This window comes from Paenibacillus sp. JNUCC-31 (genome assembly GCF_014844075.1).
Taxonomy (GTDB): domain Bacteria; phylum Bacillota; class Bacilli; order Paenibacillales; family Paenibacillaceae; genus Paenibacillus.
Genome location: NZ_CP062165.1, coordinates 3,390,178 through 3,410,357 on the forward strand (window position 1 = coordinate 3,390,178; position 20,180 = coordinate 3,410,357).

Below are 20,180 nucleotides of genomic sequence, written 5' to 3' on the forward strand. Positions count from 1 at the left end.
CTCTGTCCCTAATTGATTGTTCTTCTTTCTGGTAGGTTCCATAAACAAATAATGACATATCGTTTCTCCATGGTACAGAGGCGATATGTCATCAAATGAAAAAGCCCCGCATGTTGTAAATGGATCATGGAATCATGACTATTATTGCAACAGTTCCAACAGTCGCTCCAGATCTTGTTTGCTGTAGTAGTTGAGCTCAATTTTCCCTTTATCCTTGTTATGCTTGATTTTCACTGTTGTTTTAAACCGTTCACGCAATGACTCTTCTAATGTATCAATAAATGGATCTTTTTTCTTCACCTTGGATTTGGCTTTGACCTCACCCGATTTGGAACGATCCAACTGTTGTACAGCTTCCTCAAGTTCACGAACACTCCATTGCTGATCGATGGTTTGTTTTGCTAGTTGTTTAACAAGGGCTTCATCTTTAACCCCGACAATAGCACGGGCATGTCCCATCGATAATGTTCCACGTGAAACATGATCCTTCACTTCTTCAGGCAATGATAATAATCGGAGGAAGTTAGCAATGTGAGAACGGGATTTGCCCACTTTTACAGAAAGCTCTTCTTGGGTTAACCCGAACTGGTCCATCAACCCCTGATAAGCAAATGCAACCTCCATCGCATTCAGATTTTCCCGTTGCAGGTTCTCGATCAACGCAATCTCCATAACCTGCTGGTCACTGAAATTACGAACTACGGCAGGCACGGTCGCGTTACCGCAATATTGGGAAGCTCTGAAACGCCGTTCACCAGCGATAATCTCATAACCTCTCAGAACAGAACGTACAATAATGGGCTGTATAACACCATGTTGACGAATTGACTCGGCTAATTCATGTATTGCATCTTCATCAAACACTTTGCGAGGTTGGTAAGGGTTTGCCCGCAGCTGACTAATCGGGATTTCTACGACTTTATCATCGTCATTAATTGAAAGCGAAGGAATGAGGGCATCAAGGCCTTTTCCAAGCCGCTTACTCATAAGAAATCACTTCCTTTGCGAGCTCTAAATACACTTCTGCCCCTCGGGATCGAGGATCATACGTAATGATGGACTGTCCGTGAGACGGTGCTTCACTAAGCCGCACGTTGCGCGGAATAATCGTCTGGTACACCTTTTGTTGAAAATACTTCTTTACTTCTTCAATCACTTGAATGCCCAGATTCGTACGCGCGTCAAACATCGTCAGTAATACGCCTTCAATCTGCAGGGAAGTATTCAGATGTTTCTGCACCAGACGAACGGTGTTGAGCAATTGGCTCAAGCCCTCAAGCGCATAATATTCACACTGAATCGGAATGATCACCGAATCGGAAGCTGTCAACGAGTTGATCGTTAACATGCCAAGGGAGGGTGGGCAATCGATCAGTATGTAATCATAGTTTTTTTTCACCATGGCGAGTGATTTTTTCAGGCGCACTTCCCGTGATATCGTGGATACCAATTCAATCTCGGCTCCGGCAAGCTGAATCGTTGCAGGTATGATGTGAAGGCCTTCAATCTGAGTTTCCACAATCGCTTCCTGGGGGGGGATATCATTAATAATGACATCATATATACAATTGGCCACATCTGCCTTGTTGATTCCGACTCCGCTGGTTGTATTCCCCTGGGGGTCAATATCGACAAGCAATACCCTTTTCCCGAGTGAAGCCAGTCCTGCACCCAAGTTAACAGATGTCGTCGTTTTCCCCACACCGCCCTTTTGATTTGCTACGGCCATAATCTTAGACAATTACTTCACCTCAAATAAAATAGGAGTCTTTTCTTGTAGGTTGTGAACTACAGTTAACAACAAGCAGGTGGCTATCATCCACTCAAACATCAACTACCGTTTTCTTCATGGTTGCTCTTCTAAGCTGTTCAGAACATTCTCCACTTTATAGACAGAAAAAGCGGCCCATTGCCGCTGTAAGAGCTTCAACTATTTGCGTTTCGGGATATGGATAACGATCTCGTAATGGTCCTCATGATCTGCTTCCTTAGTCTTGATGTCCAGACCGGAGCCTGATACCATATCAATGGATTGACGTATCGTATTAAGAGCAAGTCTAACGTCCTTGGTGAAAGAGACACGTCTGGATTTTTTGATCTTCGAGGCTTCCTTGTAAAAGGCAACCCTTGCTTCCGTTTGTTTAACATTTAACTCTTTGTCAATAATTTCTCCGAGCAATTTCATTTGCAGCTCTTCCGTATCCAGCGAAAGCAATGCTCTGGCATGGCGCTCCGAAATTTTACGTTCCATCAATGCCGTCTTAATGCCGTCTGGAAGCTGCAACAATCGAATTTTGTTCGCAATGGTTGACTGACTTTTACCCAATCGCTGTGCAAGACTTTCCTGTGTAAGTTGGTGCAAATCAATCAATTTCTGATAAGCAACAGCCTCTTCAATGGAAGTCAGTCCCTCACGCTGCAGATTCTCAATCAATGCGATGGATGCTGCCTGAGAATCGTTGAATTCCCGTACAATGGCTGGAATGTGATCCAAGCCAAGTTTTCGAACTGCACGCCAGCGACGTTCCCCAGCGATAATCTCATATGATCCATTTCGTACGCGGACGACTATAGGCTGAATAACTCCATGTGTCTTGATCGTCTGCAACAACTCATCAATTTTATCATCATCAAAAATAGTACGGGGTTGATATGGGCTGCTCACAATTTCATTGACCGGAATTTGTTTAATCTCATCTCCGTTATTGCGCTCCGCCAAACCAAACAACTTCGAAAATTGTTCTTTCATTCCGTATATTACCACCTAGTTTCGTAATAGCTCCCGCAGAGTTGCAGGTGCTTCTTATTCAATAAGCGACCCTTTCATATGCTGTCGTTGTTCGAATAAGTTGTGCCTTCCAAGACGCCTTCTGTAACCCACACAATAATACTCCAAAATCTATCTATACATATAATCTATGCTCTCTGTAATCCAGAACCGGATACTTCTATTCTATCATCTTTTCTTCCATAATCCTATGTTTACCTATTCTTTAAACTCTTCTAATTTTCCTGCTTTTTCTTCATAAACATTAGCCATATGACTACTCACACACAGTAAGATATGAATGACCTCTACACATAGCACTTGCTCATAGTAGCTGCCTTGTGTGCCTGCTGAATACAGCTTGAATTTCGACTTCCCATTCCATCATGGGCAGAACAACCCTATGCTTTGCTGTCTCCCCTATATCTTTCTTTCTCCAAGAATAGCAATCCATTCAACCGAGTATAGGTGTACCACAGAAATAATCTATCGCATGGATCGTTTTTTTCTATAAAAATAGTTCCTGGCTTTCTTTTTTCAGTTCAATGTAATGAAGGTGTAGAGGCTATCTATACAATGATGATAAATAAAAACACAAAAAGAGGATGTTTCACGTGAAACATCCTCTTTACTCTTATTCCATATTCTTCGTTAATAAAACGAACAATTATCATCTTACCTTTTAAACTACATACGATGTTGCATAGAAAACTCTGATCAAGTAAACCAGTCCAACCTACAAGACTATATCAAAGGTGTTTTTAGTGGTGTTCCCGGTTTACGTGGATATTTATATGGAGTTCTGTCAAACTTCTGAATCAGAATGATATGGCGTTCCGATTCTTCAACCGGCAGCTGGAACGGATGTACTGCTTTTACCCGTCCTTTCAGCTGATTAAAGCTGAATTCAGCTTCCTTCATTTCTTCGCGAGGGTCTCCGCCCTTCATTGCAGCGAATAATCCACCTTTACGAACAAATGGCAGACAGAATTCGTTAAGCACCGCCAGCTTGGCTACTGCACGCGCTGTAACCAGATCGTAGCTGTCACGGTATCCTTCCTTGCGCCCCAGTTCCTCAGCACGCCCGTGAATCAGTTCTACATCCGTTAAGCCGAGTGTGTTCACGACATGCTGTAGAAAGCCAATACGTTTATTCAGTGAATCAACGATGGTCAGCTTGATATGCGGGAAACAAATTTTAAGTGGCAGTCCAGGGAACCCTGCCCCTGAACCAATGTCTGCAAGTTTGTTTACCTTCGACATATCTGTATAAAACGCCAGTGATACCGAATCATAGAAATGCTTTGTATATACTTGTTCACGTTCGGTAATCCCGGTTAGATTCATCTTTTCATTCCAGGTCACCAGCTCCTGAAAATACAATTCGAATTGTTCCAGCTGGCGTTCATCCAGCTCCAATCCATGTTTCTTCAGACGCCGTTGTAACTGCTGTTGAATATCGTCCATTATTGTCCCCTTGCTGCGGTTACACGGTTATAATGCTCCAGGTAAACCAGCAGAATGGAGATATCCGCAGGAGTGACTCCGGCAATACGGGACGCCTGTCCGATCGAGATTGGACGAATCTTAGCGAGCTTCTGCTTTGCTTCCATAGCAAGGCCATGAATTTCGTCATATACAATCGTATCCGGAATTTTCTTTTTCTCCATTTTTAGCAAACGTTCCACGTGGATCAATTGTTTCTCAATATAACCCGCATATTTAATTTGAATTTCCACTTGCTCTTTCATATCTGGACTCAGTTCCACTTCAGAAGGTGAGATCTGTTCAACCCAGTCATATCCGATTTCTGGACGGCGCATCAATGTAAGAAGTGTACTGCCATCCTGAATCGGTGTAGAGCCGATCTCTTCCAGCTTCGAATTTACCTCGACAGGGCGAACTTTTGCCACTTTCAGTCGAGCTACTTCCTGCTCAACTTTTGCCTTTTTATCCAGGAATTTGGCGTAACGTTCTTCAGTGATCAATCCAATATCATGACCGATTTCTGTCAAACGCATATCTGCATTATCATGACGAAGCAACAAACGGTATTCTGCACGGGAAGTCAGCAGACGGTAGGGTTCATTCGTACCTTTGGTTACAAGATCATCAATCAGTACACCAATGTAACCTTGGGAGCGGTCAAGTACGATTGGATCTTTTCCCTGTACTTTACGTGCTGCGTTGATGCCGGCCATCACACCTTGTCCTGCCGCTTCCTCGTACCCGGAAGTACCGTTAATCTGCCCTGCTGTAAACAGACCTGGCAGACGTTTCGTTTCCAGTGAAGGCCACAGCTGTGTAGGTACCATTGCATCATATTCAATAGCGTATCCGTTACGCATCATTTCTACTTTTTCCATACCCGGGATTGAACGTAGAACCGCCAATTGAACATCCTCTGGCAGACTGGTTGACAGCCCTTGTACATAGTACTCCGATGTGTTTTTGCCTTCTGGTTCCAGGAAAATCTGATGCTTCGGCTTGTCGCTGAAACGCACAATTTTATCCTCGATCGATGGGCAATAACGCGGTCCAGTACCTTCAATCACCCCCGAGAACATGGGTGCACGGTGAAGATTATCGTTAATAATCTGGTGTGTTTCCACAGACGTATACGTCAACCAACAAGGCAGCTGCTCATTATCAGAAGATTCTGTTTCATAAGAAAAGAACTTCGGCTCGTCATCACCCGGCTGAATTTCCGTTTTGCTAAAATCAATCGTATCCTTATGCACACGCGGTGGTGTACCTGTTTTGAATCGAACCAGTTCGAAGCCAAGCTCCCGCAGATGCTCAGACAGTTTAAGCGAAGGCTGTTGATTATTTGGGCCACTTTCGTACATCAATTCGCCCATAATAACTTTACCGCGCAGGTACGTACCTGTTGTCAAAACTATGGCTTTGGCACGGTACTCTGTGCCTGTCTGCGTAACCACACCCACACACTGTCCATCCTCAACGATCAAGCGATCAACCATACCTTGACGCATCGTCAGGTTGCGTTCATTCTCCATCGTTTCTTTCATCGTATGTTGGTAAGAGAACTTATCCGCCTGCGCACGAAGTGCATGAACCGCAGGTCCTTTACCTGTGTTAAGCATCCGCATCTGAATAAAGGTCTTATCGATATTCCGTCCCATCTCTCCACCAAGTGCATCAATCTCACGTACCACATGTCCTTTTGCCGGTCCCCCAATAGATGGGTTACAAGGCATGAAGGCCACCATATCCAGATTGATTGTAATCATTAGTGTTTTGGACCCCATACGGGCTGCAGCCAGTGCCGATTCCACACCAGCATGTCCTGCACCAACGACGATTACATCATAATTTCCGCCATCAAAAGCCATCCCTACTTACCTCCCTTTTGCCGCTGCACTTGTTAATACACGTACGCGAACTATGTTGTTTAAAACGCGAACACGCTCCACATACACGCGTATCCGATATATATTAAGCCATCAAGTCTATATTCACTTCAGACATTTTCGCGGATTCTTTGACCATCCACAGATGGACTTTATTATCATACTACTTTTCAGAGCCGGTATGTTTGTCCGGTGTTATTTTCCGAGGCAGAATTGAGAGAAAATCTGATCGATCAACGCATCATGTGCCGTATCACCTACGATTTCACCCAACTGCTCCCATGCCAGACGGACATCAATCTGGATCATATCAATGGGAATCAGCTGTTCGGCTGCTTCATAGGCATCAATGAGCGACTGTTTCGCTTTTTTGAGCAAAGCGATGTGACGCACATTGCTGACATACGTCAGATCGGCTGACTCCAGCTTGCCACTGAAGAACAACGTTGAGATGGCATCTTCCAATCGGTCTACGCCCAGATCATCTTTTACCGACATCGGAACAAGCCGTTCTTCTGGTATATAACGAAGCAGGACTTCACGGTCTGCCTGCGGCGCTAAGTCCATTTTATTCATTATAATAATGGATTGTCTACCGCGTATTTGTTCCAATAATTCAATTTCATCCTCATGCACCGGCTCCGCAGCATTAATGACCATCAATATCAGATCCGCCTCATTCACAGCAGAACGCGAACGTTCCACCCCGATCTTCTCCACGACATCCATCGTTTCCCGAATACCTGCTGTATCGAGCAGCTTGAGCGGTATATTGTTAATTGTAACAAATTCCTCAATAACATCACGTGTTGTACCTGGAATGTCCGTTACAATGGCGCGATTATCCTGGGCCAACGTATTGAGCAATGAGGATTTGCCTACGTTGGGTCGTCCAACGATCGCCGTTGTAATCCCTTCCCGCAGTATCTTTCCTTGCTCTGCTGTAACCAGCAATTTATCGATTTCAGTCATGACCTGACTGGACTTTTCTTTAATAAAATCGGATGTCAACGACTCTACATCATGCTCCGGATAGTCAATATTTACTTCAATGTGAGCAAGTGTCTCGACCAAAGTGTACCTGAGATCACGGAGTTTGGATGACAATTTCCCTTCAACTTGCTTGAGCGCGACCGAGAATGCCCGATCGGACTTGGATCGAATGAGATCCATGACGCCTTCCGCCTGGGACAGATCAATCCGTCCATTAAGAAAGGCACGCTTTGTGAACTCTCCGGGCTCAGCGAGACGAATATCCAGCTGCAACAGCAGATCCATGACACGTTTAACAGACACCACACCGCCATGGGCACTGATCTCTACGACATCCTCTGTTGTGAAGGAACGAGGCGCCCGCATCACCGTAACCAAGACTTCCTCGATCTTCTCACCAGTCCCCGGATCTATAATATGACCGTAATGAACCGTGTGGGATGCTGCCTGTGTTAGTGGGGTTTTACTGCGAAAAATCTTCTCCGTCTCCGACACCGCATCCGGGCCGCTGACCCGGATTACTGCGATTCCCGCCTCTCCGACAGCCGTTGATATCGCTGTGATCGTATCACTGATCATGGTTATCTCTCCCCTTGCTCTATTTTAAAATTGCGCCCCGCAAGACGCTATATTGATTTCAAATGGGTCAAGGCACATGCCTCTAAAGCCACTATTTAAATGTTCATAAAATGCTTCTGTACGAAAAAAGCAATGGCTTCTGCACCGGGCAGGAAGCCATTGCGTCTTCAATTCGGGTTATTTCGTCGTAATGACCACGCGTCGATTAGGCTCCTCGCCTTTACTGTAGGTCTTAATCTGCGGGTTATTTTGCAACTTAGCATGAATGACTTTTCGCTCGAGCGGAGGCATAGGCTCCAGTACAACTTCTTTACCAGTGCGAATGGCTTGTCCAGCTAAGCGTTCTGCCAGTTCCTCCAGCGTCTTGCGTCGACGTTGGCGGAAATTTTCTGCATCCAGTACGATTCGAACGAAGCTTTCCGAATATCGGTTCGCCACAATGTTCGTTAAATATTGAAGTGCATCCAGCGTCTGTCCGCGTCTCCCAATAATCATGCCCAAGTCTTCCCCGGCAATATTAAAGATATGTCCGTCACGCTGTTTTTTGATATGCACCTCAACATCCAGTCCCATACCTGCTGCCACTTCTTTTAAGAAAGCAGCCGCTTCCTCATAGGGATTTTTAGCTGCCACACCCTCAAGTGTCGTTTTTTCAACCTGAGGTATATGTGCGGCTGGTTTGATCGGCTGTGGAACAGGTTCAGGCACAGGTAGAAGTTTCAGTTCAACTTTAGCGGCCTTTACCCCGAACAAACCCAGGAATCCTTTTGACGGCTGCTCTAACACTTGTATCTCGACCTTGTCCCGGCTTACGCCAAGCTCAGCCAATCCTTCGTTTACAGCATCTTCAACGGTTTTTCCTGACGCAATGACTTTGGTCATTTCGATTTTTTGGCCCCTTTCGACCCTTTTCCAGAGACAGTTGCTTTGCCACCGTTTTTGCGTTTAGCTCCATTTCCATTTTTGGAAGAGCTGTTCTGCTTCACGTTGACCTCAGCCACGATTTTATCATTATTCCGGTAAAGGAAATAGTTTTGCACAATCGTGTAGATATTACTGTAGAACCAGTACAGCGGCAATGCAGCCGGGAACTGATAAGACATCACGAAGATCAAAATGGGGTAAACCCACAGCATAAACTGCATCGGTCCCACCTGCTGTGCAGGGTTCATACGCATCATCATCCACGTTTGCACGAATGTAGTGATGGCAGCCAGCACTGGCAAAATAAACAGGTGATCCGGGGCTCCGAGTTGAAGCCACAAGAAATCATGTGTTCTCAGACTCGAGTTTCCGTAAATTGAGTTATAAAGTGCGATGTAAATCGGCATCTGAATCAGAAGTGGCAGACAACCCGCCATTGGATTAACTTTGTTCTCCTGAAACAACTTCATTGTTTCTTGCTGAACTTTCTCAGGTGTATCTTTATACTTGGCTTGAATTTCTTTCAACTGCGGCTGAATAGCCTGCATCGCCTTGGAGCTGCGTACCTGCTTCATTGTCAGCGGCAAGATTAACGTCCGTACAATTAGCACCATCACAAGGACGGCTAGTCCATATTCGCCGTTAAACCAGTTGGCGAATGTATCGAGCGCCAGTGAGAACCAATAAATAACATTGCTTTGCCAGAATGATTCACTGTTTCTAAGATCTTCCGTAGTAACCCCGGAACCTTGCGGAGTACATCCGGCCAGTACGGTGACCATTGCAATGACTGCAATGAGGAGAATCCACTTCCCCTTTGATGTCTTCAATCGCGACACTTCATAACCCCTCTCTTAACCATTCCATTCCACCGTAAATCATACCATAATTAGGAGGACAAATAAACCGAAGCTTACCGCTTGCCCGACTTCAAAAGAGAGCCCTTGCGCATCGCATGCAGCAGGCTTTTTTCCATCTCCTTATAGGACATGTCCAATGCACCTTTTCTGACGATAAAGATCAGATCCATCTGCGTGACAATCTCTTTCTCATGATGGCGTACAATTTCCTTTATCATGCGTCTCATTCGGTTGCGAACGACAGCGTTCCCGATTTTCTTGCTACAGGATACGCCGACACGGAATTGTTCTGTATCTTTACGACGACAGCCATACACCACAAATTGATGATTGGCAAACGATTTCCCATACCGGTATACGCGACTAAAGTCGGCCCGGTTCCGTAAACGCAGTCTTTTATACACGGCGCTTCTCCTTGCTGTTCTCCACCATCATTATTGACGGAGGCCTCATTACTGATTTAGTATAGGCTTTCTTGAATAACGATAAACCGTCTTGGCGGCAACTTCATTCGGGATGATTGCTGATCGGCCAACTTGAACCGGGCAAGCGATCATCCTTATATAAGGAACGTTTTCGAAAAAACGGACAACTCATTCATCGAGCATAGATGTATACTCAGGCTTTTGCGCAGCCAATTCAGACCTGATCTATACGAGCATCCAGTCTGAAATGACCTATTTAAGAAAAAAAAGACCACCTCGGTGGTCTTCACATGCATTTAAGCACTCAGGACTTTACGGCCTTTAAGGCGACGTGCAGCCAGAACTTTACGTCCGTTGCTCGTGCTCATTCTTTTCCGGAAACCATGAACTTTTTTACGTTTGCTAACGTTCGGTTTGAATGTAGGTCTCAATGTATTGCACCTCCTTACAAGGAAATACTTATGTGATGAATCATTTTCATCTTCACAGAAAACACCTTTATATATTTAACCATGAACACCTGGAAAAGTCAACTGTGAGCCTCTTGACTCCCTCCTCCTTTTATTGCCTGTTCCAACCTCCCTTAGAAGTTCACCCTGCCTATCTCTGTTTATAACCTTTTAGAGTCGTATTTAGAAGTCTCTAAAGTTATCCCCAATACCTGATTGGATTCATCAAAAGGCCTTTTTTTGTTTATCCACACCCTCTGAACCCTCCATATACCATATTTACACTCATATAAAGTTATTCACATGTGGATAAGGATTTTCATTCGATATTTAATCAATATGGCTCTATAGCCTAATGAATTTAAAATTTAATGTATCCGCTTTACTCTTATGGTTTACAAGTTTTCTAGAAAGGTGTAGGATAAAAATCACATCTTGTATACAAGTATACTTAAGGGGAGATATCTCACCTTGTAGCTCCTTGAAAAATCCATTTATATTTTTAGACAATGTAAGACATTAAACATGCATGGTGCATTCTGGCGTTTTGATCGTTCTCCGGATTGGGACAAAATGCTTAACCCGTAAAATAGTTGTGATATGATCAGTATTGAACTGATTACTTACAATAGGAGCGTTAGCCAATATGCTATTTCCTTCTTCCTGGCTTCAAGGAGCTTCCCGCGGGGAAGCGATTGCCTGCGAATTAAGGCTGCGGATCATCAGCGGAACCCTTCGTCCTGGAGAGATTTTGTCAGAAAATCGGATTGCCGCTGATTTTGACAGCAGTCGATCACCTGTACGTGAAGCGTTAAGAACCTTGTCGAATGAAGGGCTTATTCGGCTGGAACGCATGGGTGTAGTTGTTTTGGGATTGAAAATTAAGGATGTCGAAGAATTGTATGATGTCCGTTTCCTGATTGAGAGTTTTGTACAACAGCGACTCGCAAATGATGTTCCAGAACCATTAATCACACATCTTCGCAACGTGTTGGACAAGATGGAACTCGCCGGGCGTCATCAGGATGCGGTTGAATTCGCTTACCAGGACCTGACTTTTCACGAGAGTATTATCGAAGCTGCCCAGCATGCTCGTATTTTACATCTATGGAAAAGCATTCGTTATGTCGTTATGACCGTCATGCTGCTGACGACCCGCAGGGTATTTGTTCAGGGCGAACAGAAGGTAAGCGCTGTAATTAACAAACATCGTTTGCTGATTGAGGCGCTTGAATCGGGTGACAAAGCACGGATTCAGGCTGGAGTCCGCACCTATTTTAAGGATTCCGGCAAGACGTTGAATGAAAGCTTTGATTCCTAACAAAGCTATGATGAATTTCCATTCACCTATGGGTTGTTCGTCTATAGTGTTGGGAGCTGCGCAATCATATCCATTGTGAATGATTGCGCCATAACTTGTCGACAAGTATACAAAATGCGATTTTCTTTAATTTTTTGGGTATATTAAGAGTGAATCAAGCTCACCTGAACTGCATGGTTCATAAAATTTCCGTTTCACTGACCGATGTTTATCTCACTTGTAAGCGTTATATATCAGATAAAAGGAGCATACCTCATGAGCACTCTTTTTGGACTATCTCACAATGCAACATTGTTGATCTGGACATTGATTGCAATTGTATTTCTGATCGTATTGATTTCCAAGTACAAATGGAATCCCTTCATTACTCTTTTGATATCTGCATTAATGCTTGGTTTACTTGCAGGCATGAAGCCTGCTGACGTCATTACCTCCATTACGGGAGGACTTGGCGGTACACTCGGAACAATCGCCATCGTTATCGGTCTGGGCACTATGCTCGGTAAGATGATGGCCGAGTCCGGCGGTGCTGAACGGATTGCCACTACGCTTGTGGATCGTTTCGGTGTAAAACGCGTGCACTGGGCAATGATGATCGTTGGATTTATCGTCGGTATTCCCGTTTTCTTCGAAGTCGGCGTCATTCTGCTAATTCCGATCATTTTCACCGTTGCGCGTAAAACCAATATGTCACTGCTGCAGATCGGTATTCCGATTTTGGCAGGTCTCTCCACAGTACATGGTCTGGTTCCGCCTCATCCGGCTCCCATGATTGCCATCGAAGCATTCAGCGCCGATTTGGGTAAAACGATCCTGTACTCCCTTATTGTAGGTATCCCAACAGCCATTATCGCAGGGCCCTTGTTCGGTAAATTTATCGGTAAAAGAATACATACCGAGCCGCCAGCGGAGCTGGCTGAACAATTTGCTGCGAAAAAAAGTAATAGCTTGCCCGGTTTCGGAATCACCCTGTTTACAATCTTGCTGCCGGTCATTCTGATGCTCATTGGTTCCATCGCCAATATTGTGGACCCGGATGCTACAAGCGGATTTACGGTCTTCTGTGAATTTATCGGCCATGAAATTATAGCTTTGCTGATCTCTGTTGTGTTTGCCCTCTTTTCACTCGGATTCTCACGCGGCTTCAACAAACATGACATCTCCCGTTTCACCAGTGAATGTCTGGCGCCTACGGCGACGATCATCCTCATTATTGGCGGAGGTGGTGCATTCAAGCAGGTCCTGATCAATAGTGGTGTAGGAAATGCCATTGCAGAAGTGGCCACACATGCGAATATTAACGTCATTCTATTCGCCTGGCTTGTCGCCGCACTCATTCGGGTAGCCACCGGTTCAGCAACCGTTGCGATGACGACAGCAGCTGGTATTGTTGCTCCAGTTCTTGCGCTCACACCAGGGGCCAATATTGAGCTGGTTGTACTCGCTACCGGTGCAGGCTCCCTTGTTCTGTCCCATGTGAATGACGCTGGCTTCTGGATGATCAAGGAGTTCTTTAATATGAGCGTCTCTCAAACGTTGAAAACGTGGACCGTTATGGAAACACTATTATCTGTCGTTGGACTGATCTTTATTTTGCTGTTGAGTACAGTCGTTTAACTTAACTTGATATATAGAAGAAAAAATTCTGAAGGGTTCACTGGAAAGAAGGTTTAAATCGAATGAACAACTATATGATTGGTATGGATATTGGGACGACCAGCACAAAATCTGTACTATTTACGGAACAGGGTGAAGTCGTAAGTACTTCAACTCAGGAGTATCCTTTATACACTCCTGCTCCTGATGTCGCTGAACAGGACCCGGAACAAATCATGCAAGCCGCCACTCGCTCTGTGCGCTGCGTCATGGATCAGAGCGGCGTATCCGCGGAACAAATCATGTTCGTTTCCTGCAGCTCGGCCATGCACAGTGTCATCGCTATGAGCGAGGATGGCAACCCCCTGACCCGTTGCATTACTTGGGCTGACAACCGGAGTGCTGCCTGGTCCGAGAAACTGCAAGAGAATGGGCTTGGACATCGCATTTATTTGCGAACAGGTACACCGATTCACCCCATGTCTCCACTGACCAAATTAATGTGGCTACGCCACGACGAACCGGAACTTTTTCAACGCACAGCCAAATTCATTTCTATTAAAGAATATCTGTTCTTTCGTTTGTTCGGTCAGTATGTGGTGGATCACTCCATCGCCTCCTGTACAGGCCTGCTCAATCTGGAACAACTGGATTGGGATGCCGAGGCCCTTGAGGTTGCAGGCATTACACCAGACCATCTGTCGAAGCTTGTTCCAACCACACATACTATAGAGGGAATGGATACGACCTGGGCTGATAAAATGGCGCTTTCCCCCTCTACTCCCTTCGTCATCGGAGCGAGTGACGGTGTATTGTCCAATCTCGGGGTAAATGCGATAGAACCCGGTGTTGTCGCAGCGACCATCGGTACCAGTGGTGCCATTCGTACGGTCGTTGACCGACCCATTACAGATCCAAAAGGTCGAACCTTCTGTTATGCTCTCACCGAAAATCTTTGGGTCATCGGCGGACCAGTGAATAATGGCGGAATGTTGTTCCGCTGGGTGCGGGACGAATTTGCTGCATCTGAAGTGGAGACAGCCAAGCGGCTCGGCATCAATTCCTACGACGTGCTCACCAAGATTGCGGAACGGGTCAGTCCCGGCTCGGAGGGACTTCTGTTCCACCCATACCTTTCGGGCGAACGCGCCCCACTGTGGAATCCGGATGCTCGTGGTTCCTTCTTTGGTTTGACCCTCCATCATCAGAAAGAACATATGATCCGTGCTGTACTGGAAGGAGTTATTTTCAACCTGTACACCGTTTTGCTCGCCATGGAGGAACAGTTTGGGCAGCCTACCTCCATTCAGGCTACCGGCGGCTTCGCTCGCTCCCCCCTCTGGCGTCAGATGATGTCGGATATTTTCAACCAGGAAGTCGTTGTACCCGAAAGTTTCGAAAGTTCATGCCTGGGAGCTGTTGTGCTTGGTCTCTATGCTACAGGGCGAATTAAGTCGCTTCATGCCGTTTCATCCATGGTAGGTACAACGCATAAGCATACCCCTGTTAAAGAACACGCATCGATCTATCAGGAACTGCTCCCCATCTTCATTCGCATCTCGCGGAAGTTGGAAGAAGAATATGCAGACATCGCGGAATTTCAACGCAAATGGTACGTCCATACGAAGTAATTCCTTCCTCATATAACAACCCAAAAAGAGGTTATTCCCTTAGACCCCCATTCGGCCTTAAGGAGCAACCTCTTTTTGGTATGCGTTCAAATCCATTGAAAATGGTCCTGACCACTTTAGTGTCTCCAATTTTCTCAGGCCTCTTCTACCTCTTTTACTACCAGTATTCAATATCTGCTTAGAAAATGCATTTCAAAAGACCTTCTATTCAAACAGGCCTTTCGTTAAATTGCTCTACTTTCATGTTCACTGATTAAGGTGACCTCCGTCCATTCGTCCCTTTCAGGCGTCTGATTCTGCCGTCCTTCTATATCTGTCTCTTTGATAAATGAAAATGAGGATGAAGGTCGGCCACCTGTTGAATCCCCCATACGGTCATTTCCACATCACGGTTATCCACAGAGAGGTTATTCACAAACAGAGAATACTTTTACACACAATTCAGCATAATCTGACGGATAACCTGTGTATAAAATAATTTGGGTTTTTGGGTCATCTTGTCGAAAGTTAAACAATTTATAAACAATATATTGTGTTGTGATTAAAAATTATACACAAGTTATTGAATTTGTGGATAAAATCACGCGATACATTGAAATGCCGGGCTTCTTTTGCTATGATTGTATTACTTTTGGATGTGAATATGTGATCTGACCCATAATATTATCAACAGCCTGTGGATAAAGTTGTGAACAATTTTCCGTTGTTCATTCTTTTTTTGTTTTCGACCTGCGGGGGTTTGGGGATAAATTCAACAATATATCTCGTATTTCGACACTGCATCATGGCTTAAGCCACACTTGGAACATGTAAAAGGAGTGACAGTCTGTGGACAGCCATACTTCTGATTTATGGCAGCAAATTTTATCAATCATACAAAACAAACTCAGCAAACCCAGCTTTGACACTTGGTTCAAAGCAACCAAAGCAACCAAGCTGAATGATCGTTCAATCGTCATTTCCGCGCCAACCACGTTTGCCGTCGAATGGCTGGAGAGCCGTTACACGAAACTGGTTGGATCAACGGTATATGAACTGCTTGGCAAACAGGTCGATGTGAAATTTGTCATCGAAGAGAATAAGCCTGTTGAACCGGACCCTCAACTGCCGGCACCAACGCCTACGGTTGTACAGGAAGAAGCGGTACTCAGCATGCTTAATCCAAAATATACGTTCGATACATTTGTCATTGGTCCGGGCAACCGTTTTGCCCACGCCGCGTCGCTGGCGGTCGCTGAAGCGCCCGCCAAAGCATACAATCCTCTGTTTCTATATGGGGGAGTAGGTCTCGGCAAAACTCACTTGATGCATGCGATCGGACATTACGTACTGGAACATGATCCGGGCAGTAAAGTCGTTTATTTGTCGTCTGAGAAATTTACGAATGAGTTCATTAACTCCATCCGTGATAACCGTGGGGAGAGTTTCCGCAACAAATATCGTAGTGTCGATATCCTGCTCATAGATGATATTCAGTTCTTAGCTGGAAAAGAATCGACACAAGAGGAATTTTTCCATACGTTTAATGCGCTGCATGAGGAACGGAAACAGATCATCATCTCCAGCGACAGACCACCGAAGGAAATTCCGACACTGGAAGAACGGCTTCGTTCCCGTTTTGAATGGGGATTAATTACGGATATTCAGCCTCCGGATCTGGAGACACGGATTGCAATTTTGCGTAAAAAAGCACGTGCGGAAAACCTGGATATTCCGAATGAAGCGATGATGTATATCGCTAATCAGATTGACACCAATATTCGCGAACTGGAAGGGGCCCTCATTCGGGTCGTTGCTTATTCTTCGCTGACGAATCAAGATGTGACCACGCATCTGGCCGCTGAAGCATTGAAGGATATCATTCCGTCCAGCCGTCCAAAAATGATCACTATTCACGACATCCAACAAAAGGTCGGCGAGTATTACAGCCTTAAGCTTGAAGATTTCAAAGCACGGAAACGGACCAAGGCCGTTGCCTTTCCAAGACAGATTGCCATGTATCTCTCTCGAGAACTAACAGACTTCTCTCTACCCAAGATTGGGGAGGCATTCGGAGGCCGAGATCACACGACGGTCATACATGCGCACGAAAAGATCTCACAGGCGATTAAAAACGATCAGGATCTCTATAAAGTTATCAACAACTTAACCGAAAAAATTAAGAATCCAACCTGAACAAGTCCCAAGCCTATGCACAACGTGTACACATGTGGATAGGCTTGGGATTACGGGTTTATACCCACTTATCCACATATTCAGTGCCCCTATTACTATTATTACTATAAAGATCTAAAAGATATCATCTCCAAAACAGCCATTTCGAAGCTCGGCCTCCGGCCTTTTGAAAAAGTACAATTCAACACCAAACACCCAAAAAAACCGCTAGGAGTGAAACCATGAAAATCAGCATAATGAAAAACTACTTGAACGATTCCATCCAGCAAGTATCCAAAGCCATCTCTAGCCGTACAACTATTCCAATTCTGAGCGGCATCAAATTCGACGTGAATCATCAAGGCGTGACGTTGACAGCAAGCGACACCGATATTTCCATCCAATCTTTTATTCCGCTTGAAGATGGCGATAAAAGTGTTGTTCAGGTGGAACAACCAGGTAGCGTTGTGCTTCCAGCCAAGTTTTTTGTCGAGATTATTAAGAAGCTGCCATCACAAGAAGTGCACATGGAGGTCAAAGAAAACTTCAACACCTTTATCTCTGCTGGGGCCACTGAAATTCAGCTGGTTGGCCTAGATCCGGAAGAATTCCCTGTATTGCCAAGCATCGAAGAAAATCAAACCGTCTCCATTCCAGGAGATTTGCTGAAAAATATGATCAAACAAACCGTGTTCTCCATCTCCACACATGAAACAACCCCGATTCTGACAGGCGTCCTTTGGAGTCTGGGGGATAATGAACTGAAATTTGTGGCAACAGATCGTCACCGGCTTGCTACTCGTTCAGCAATGCTGGATAATGCAGAGGGCATACGTTTCAACAATGTGGTGATTTCGGGTAAAACGCTGAACGAACTCAGCAAAATTGTGCCTGATCAAAATACCCTCGTGGATATCGTTGTCGCTGACAATCAGGTGTTGTTCAAAATCGATCGTGTTCTCTTTTATTCGCGTATTTTGGACGGAACTTATCCGGATACTTCTAGGATTATTCCGACTTCGTACAAAACAGAACTGGTTTTGGATACAAAAAAATTAAGCGAATCCATTGACCGGGCTTATTTGCTGTCGCGTGAAGAAAAAACAAACATTGTGCGGATGCAAACGATGGATTCCGGGTCGATCGAAATTTCATCAAGCTCTTCCGAGCTGGGTAAAGTAAGAGAAGAAATCGAGCCTGCCGACTTTAACGGTGAACCACTGAAAATCTCGTTCAACTCCAAATATATGCTGGATGTGCTGAAAGTGGTGGAGAGTGAGCAGCTGATGATCGCTTTTACCGGTGTCATGAGCCCGATCATCCTCAAACCACTTGACGACAGTCACAGCTTGTACGTCATATTGCCTTACCGGACAACCAACTAACGAAAGGAAGATCATAGTGAATCAAGTGCCGATTCGAACAGAATTTATTAAGCTTGACCAATTTTTGAAACTGGCCGATTGTATACCAACCGGAGGTATGGCCAAAGCACTGCTTCAGGATGGACTTGTACGTGTGAATAAAGAGCCTGAGGAACGCCGGGGACGCAAGTTATACCCTGGGGATATCGTTGAGGTGGACGGAGAAGGTTCGTTCGAAGTTGTTGCACAATAAGAAAACCAGTTGGATCCTGCTGCCTCCTGACGGACGGGATAAAAGGGAGGGTACCGCGTGTTTGTCAACAGCATTGATCTGCAGCAATTCCGCAATTATGAACATCTGAGACTGGATTCTTTCGGTCCTGTGAACCTGTTGATCGGGCAAAATGCCCAAGGTAAAACCAATCTTGCAGAAGCCATTTTTGTGCTCGCACTCACCAAAAGCCACCGTACTTCCCGCGACAAGGAATTAATCCGTTTCGGAGAAGAACGTGCCAGACTTGCAGCAGAGGTCGACAAAAAGTACGGGTCGGTCAAGCTCGAGTTATCTTTGTCGCAACAAGGAAAAAAAGCAAAGATCAACGGACTGGAACAGCGCAAACTGAGTGATTTTGTCGGAGCACTTAATGTGGTGATGTTTGCACCGGAGGATCTCGAAATTGTCAAAGGTACACCGGGGGTCCGCCGCCGGTTTCTTGACATGGAGATCGGACAGGTCGCCCCAGGTTACCTGTATCATCTGCAGCAATATCAAAAAGTGCTCGTCCAGCGTAACAATTTGCTCAAGCAATTATGGGGAAAGAGTGCTTCAGCTCAGACCATGCTTGAGGTGTGGAACGAACAACTGGTGGAGCATGGTGTTAAAATCGTCAAAAAAAGGAAACAATTTATAAAGAAACTGCAAAAGTGGGCAGAAACGATCCATCAGGGGATCACCGGAGGCGGAGAAGTACTGCGCCTGGCCTATCTTCCTTCCTTCAGCGAAGCCGCTGAGGAAGATGAAGCTGTCTTAATGGACCAATTTATGATAAAATTATCACAAATGAAAGAGCAGGAGATTCGCCGAGGCACAACCCTTAGTGGGCCGCATCGGGATGACCTGTCCTTTTTCATTAACGATCGGGAAGTACAAACATATGGCTCGCAGGGGCAGCAGCGCACAACGGCGTTGTCCCTTAAACTTGCGGAAATTGAACTGATTCATGAAGAAATTGGAGAATATCCGGTCCTGCTGCTCGATGACGTATTGTCTGAACTGGACCCTTTTCGTCAGACACAGCTGATTGAAACGTTCCAGAGCAAGGTGCAAACCTTTATTACGGCTACCGGGATCGAGAGCCTGAACGTTGACAAGCTCAAAGATGCCAGTATTTATCACGTTCATGCCGGACAGGTTGAACGCTAAGGAGTGAGGGCTTATGTACATTCATCTGGGCGGTGAGAAAATCATCCGTTCTTCCGAATTGGTCGCTATTTTTGATATATCGATTGAAAAATCCTCAAAAATCTCCAAGCAGTATGTCACACATGCCGAACAGGAAAAAACAGTGGAGCATATTGGCGAAGAGGAAGCCAAGTCCATTGTCGTGACCAAAAACATTGTGTACTACTCGCCTATTTCCTCAGCAACGCTCAAGAAGCGGGCTCACATTTTTCCTGATCTCTAGCATCTGCGGTACGAGTTATTGTGCCTTCTGCTGCTTGTCTTTATTTAGACAGCATGCC

General features: G+C 45.2%; 18 protein-coding genes. 8 read left to right on the forward strand and 10 right to left on the reverse strand.

All coding sequences use genetic code 11. The features are described from left to right. Window positions 1-141 precede the first annotated feature (141 nt). The 10 genes from JNUCC31_RS14590 to rpmH all read right to left on the reverse strand — a co-directional run bounded on the left by JNUCC31_RS14590 (window position 142) and on the right by rpmH (window position 10,353). On the reverse strand, window positions 142-987 hold the full coding sequence (locus JNUCC31_RS14590; protein WP_192272167.1) for a ParB/RepB/Spo0J family partition protein: 846 nt from the start codon (window positions 985-987) through the stop codon (window positions 142-144). Further along, on the reverse strand, window positions 980-1,741 hold the full coding sequence (locus JNUCC31_RS14595) for a ParA family protein (protein WP_192272169.1): 762 nt from the start codon (window positions 1,739-1,741) through the stop codon (window positions 980-982). Before JNUCC31_RS14595 ends, JNUCC31_RS14590 begins: the two co-directional genes overlap by 8 nt. A gap of 189 nt (window positions 1,742-1,930) precedes the next feature. After that, window positions 1,931-2,749 (reverse strand): nucleoid occlusion protein, encoded by an 819-nt coding sequence (noc, locus tag JNUCC31_RS14600; protein ID WP_192272171.1) that lies wholly within the window; start codon window positions 2,747-2,749, stop codon window positions 1,931-1,933. A 762-nt stretch (window positions 2,750-3,511) separates the two neighbouring features. After that, complete coding sequence (gene rsmG, locus JNUCC31_RS14605) at window positions 3,512-4,234, reverse strand: 16S rRNA (guanine(527)-N(7))-methyltransferase RsmG (RefSeq protein ID WP_192272173.1); 723 nt, start codon at window positions 4,232-4,234, stop codon at window positions 3,512-3,514. Continuing rightward, window positions 4,234-6,123 (reverse strand): tRNA uridine-5-carboxymethylaminomethyl(34) synthesis enzyme MnmG, encoded by a 1,890-nt coding sequence (gene mnmG / locus JNUCC31_RS14610; RefSeq protein ID WP_192272175.1) that lies wholly within the window; start codon window positions 6,121-6,123, stop codon window positions 4,234-4,236. Before mnmG ends, rsmG begins: the two co-directional genes overlap by 1 nt. A gap of 213 nt (window positions 6,124-6,336) precedes the next feature. Then, complete coding sequence (gene mnmE, locus JNUCC31_RS14615; RefSeq protein ID WP_192272177.1) at window positions 6,337-7,713, reverse strand: tRNA uridine-5-carboxymethylaminomethyl(34) synthesis GTPase MnmE; 1,377 nt, start codon at window positions 7,711-7,713, stop codon at window positions 6,337-6,339. 177 nt (window positions 7,714-7,890) lie between these two features. Beyond that, on the reverse strand, window positions 7,891-8,595 hold the full coding sequence (gene jag, locus JNUCC31_RS14620; RefSeq protein ID WP_192272179.1) for an RNA-binding cell elongation regulator Jag/EloR: 705 nt from the start codon (window positions 8,593-8,595) through the stop codon (window positions 7,891-7,893). After that, a complete protein-coding gene (locus JNUCC31_RS14625) occupies window positions 8,592-9,476 on the reverse strand; it encodes a YidC/Oxa1 family membrane protein insertase (protein WP_192272181.1) in 885 nt (294 codons plus the stop codon). Before JNUCC31_RS14625 ends, jag begins: the two co-directional genes overlap by 4 nt. Window positions 9,477-9,550: 74 nt before the next feature. Next, window positions 9,551-9,901, reverse strand: coding sequence for a ribonuclease P protein component (rnpA, locus tag JNUCC31_RS14630; protein ID WP_053781949.1), 351 nt, complete (start codon window positions 9,899-9,901; stop codon window positions 9,551-9,553). 317 nt (window positions 9,902-10,218) lie between these two features. Continuing rightward, window positions 10,219-10,353, reverse strand: coding sequence for a 50S ribosomal protein L34 (gene rpmH, locus JNUCC31_RS14635; protein WP_024629517.1), 135 nt, complete (start codon window positions 10,351-10,353; stop codon window positions 10,219-10,221). Between the two features lie 664 nt (window positions 10,354-11,017). Between rpmH and JNUCC31_RS14640 the strand changes: the two genes are divergently transcribed. The 8 genes from JNUCC31_RS14640 (at window position 11,018) to remB (ending at window position 20,122) form a co-directional block, all read left to right on the forward strand. Continuing rightward, window positions 11,018-11,692 (forward strand): GntR family transcriptional regulator, encoded by a 675-nt coding sequence (locus JNUCC31_RS14640; RefSeq protein WP_192272183.1) that lies wholly within the window; start codon window positions 11,018-11,020, stop codon window positions 11,690-11,692. 255 nt (window positions 11,693-11,947) lie between these two features. Then, window positions 11,948-13,309: a GntP family permease gene (locus JNUCC31_RS14645; RefSeq protein WP_192272185.1), complete on the forward strand. Its 1,362-nt coding sequence runs from the start codon at window positions 11,948-11,950 to the stop codon at window positions 13,307-13,309. Between the two features lie 62 nt (window positions 13,310-13,371). Next, window positions 13,372-14,919 carry a gluconokinase gene (gene gntK / locus JNUCC31_RS14650; protein ID WP_192272187.1) on the forward strand — a complete coding sequence of 516 codons (1,548 nt, stop codon included), beginning with the start codon at window positions 13,372-13,374 and terminating at the stop codon, window positions 14,917-14,919. A gap of 828 nt (window positions 14,920-15,747) precedes the next feature. After that, window positions 15,748-17,094 (forward strand): chromosomal replication initiator protein DnaA, encoded by a 1,347-nt coding sequence (gene dnaA, locus JNUCC31_RS14655; RefSeq protein ID WP_062327668.1) that lies wholly within the window; start codon window positions 15,748-15,750, stop codon window positions 17,092-17,094. Between the two features lie 221 nt (window positions 17,095-17,315). Continuing rightward, window positions 17,316-18,458 carry a DNA polymerase III subunit beta gene (dnaN, locus tag JNUCC31_RS14660; protein WP_192272189.1) on the forward strand — a complete coding sequence of 381 codons (1,143 nt, stop codon included), beginning with the start codon at window positions 17,316-17,318 and terminating at the stop codon, window positions 18,456-18,458. A 16-nt stretch (window positions 18,459-18,474) separates the two neighbouring features. Continuing rightward, window positions 18,475-18,690: a S4 domain-containing protein YaaA gene (gene yaaA, locus JNUCC31_RS14665; RefSeq protein WP_323374382.1), complete on the forward strand. Its 216-nt coding sequence runs from the start codon at window positions 18,475-18,477 to the stop codon at window positions 18,688-18,690. Between the two features lie 57 nt (window positions 18,691-18,747). Beyond that, complete coding sequence (gene recF, locus JNUCC31_RS14670) at window positions 18,748-19,860, forward strand: DNA replication/repair protein RecF (protein ID WP_192272191.1); 1,113 nt, start codon at window positions 18,748-18,750, stop codon at window positions 19,858-19,860. A 13-nt stretch (window positions 19,861-19,873) separates the two neighbouring features. Continuing rightward, complete coding sequence (gene remB / locus JNUCC31_RS14675; RefSeq protein WP_017691405.1) at window positions 19,874-20,122, forward strand: extracellular matrix regulator RemB; 249 nt, start codon at window positions 19,874-19,876, stop codon at window positions 20,120-20,122. The last annotated feature ends 58 nt before the right edge of the window (window positions 20,123-20,180 follow it).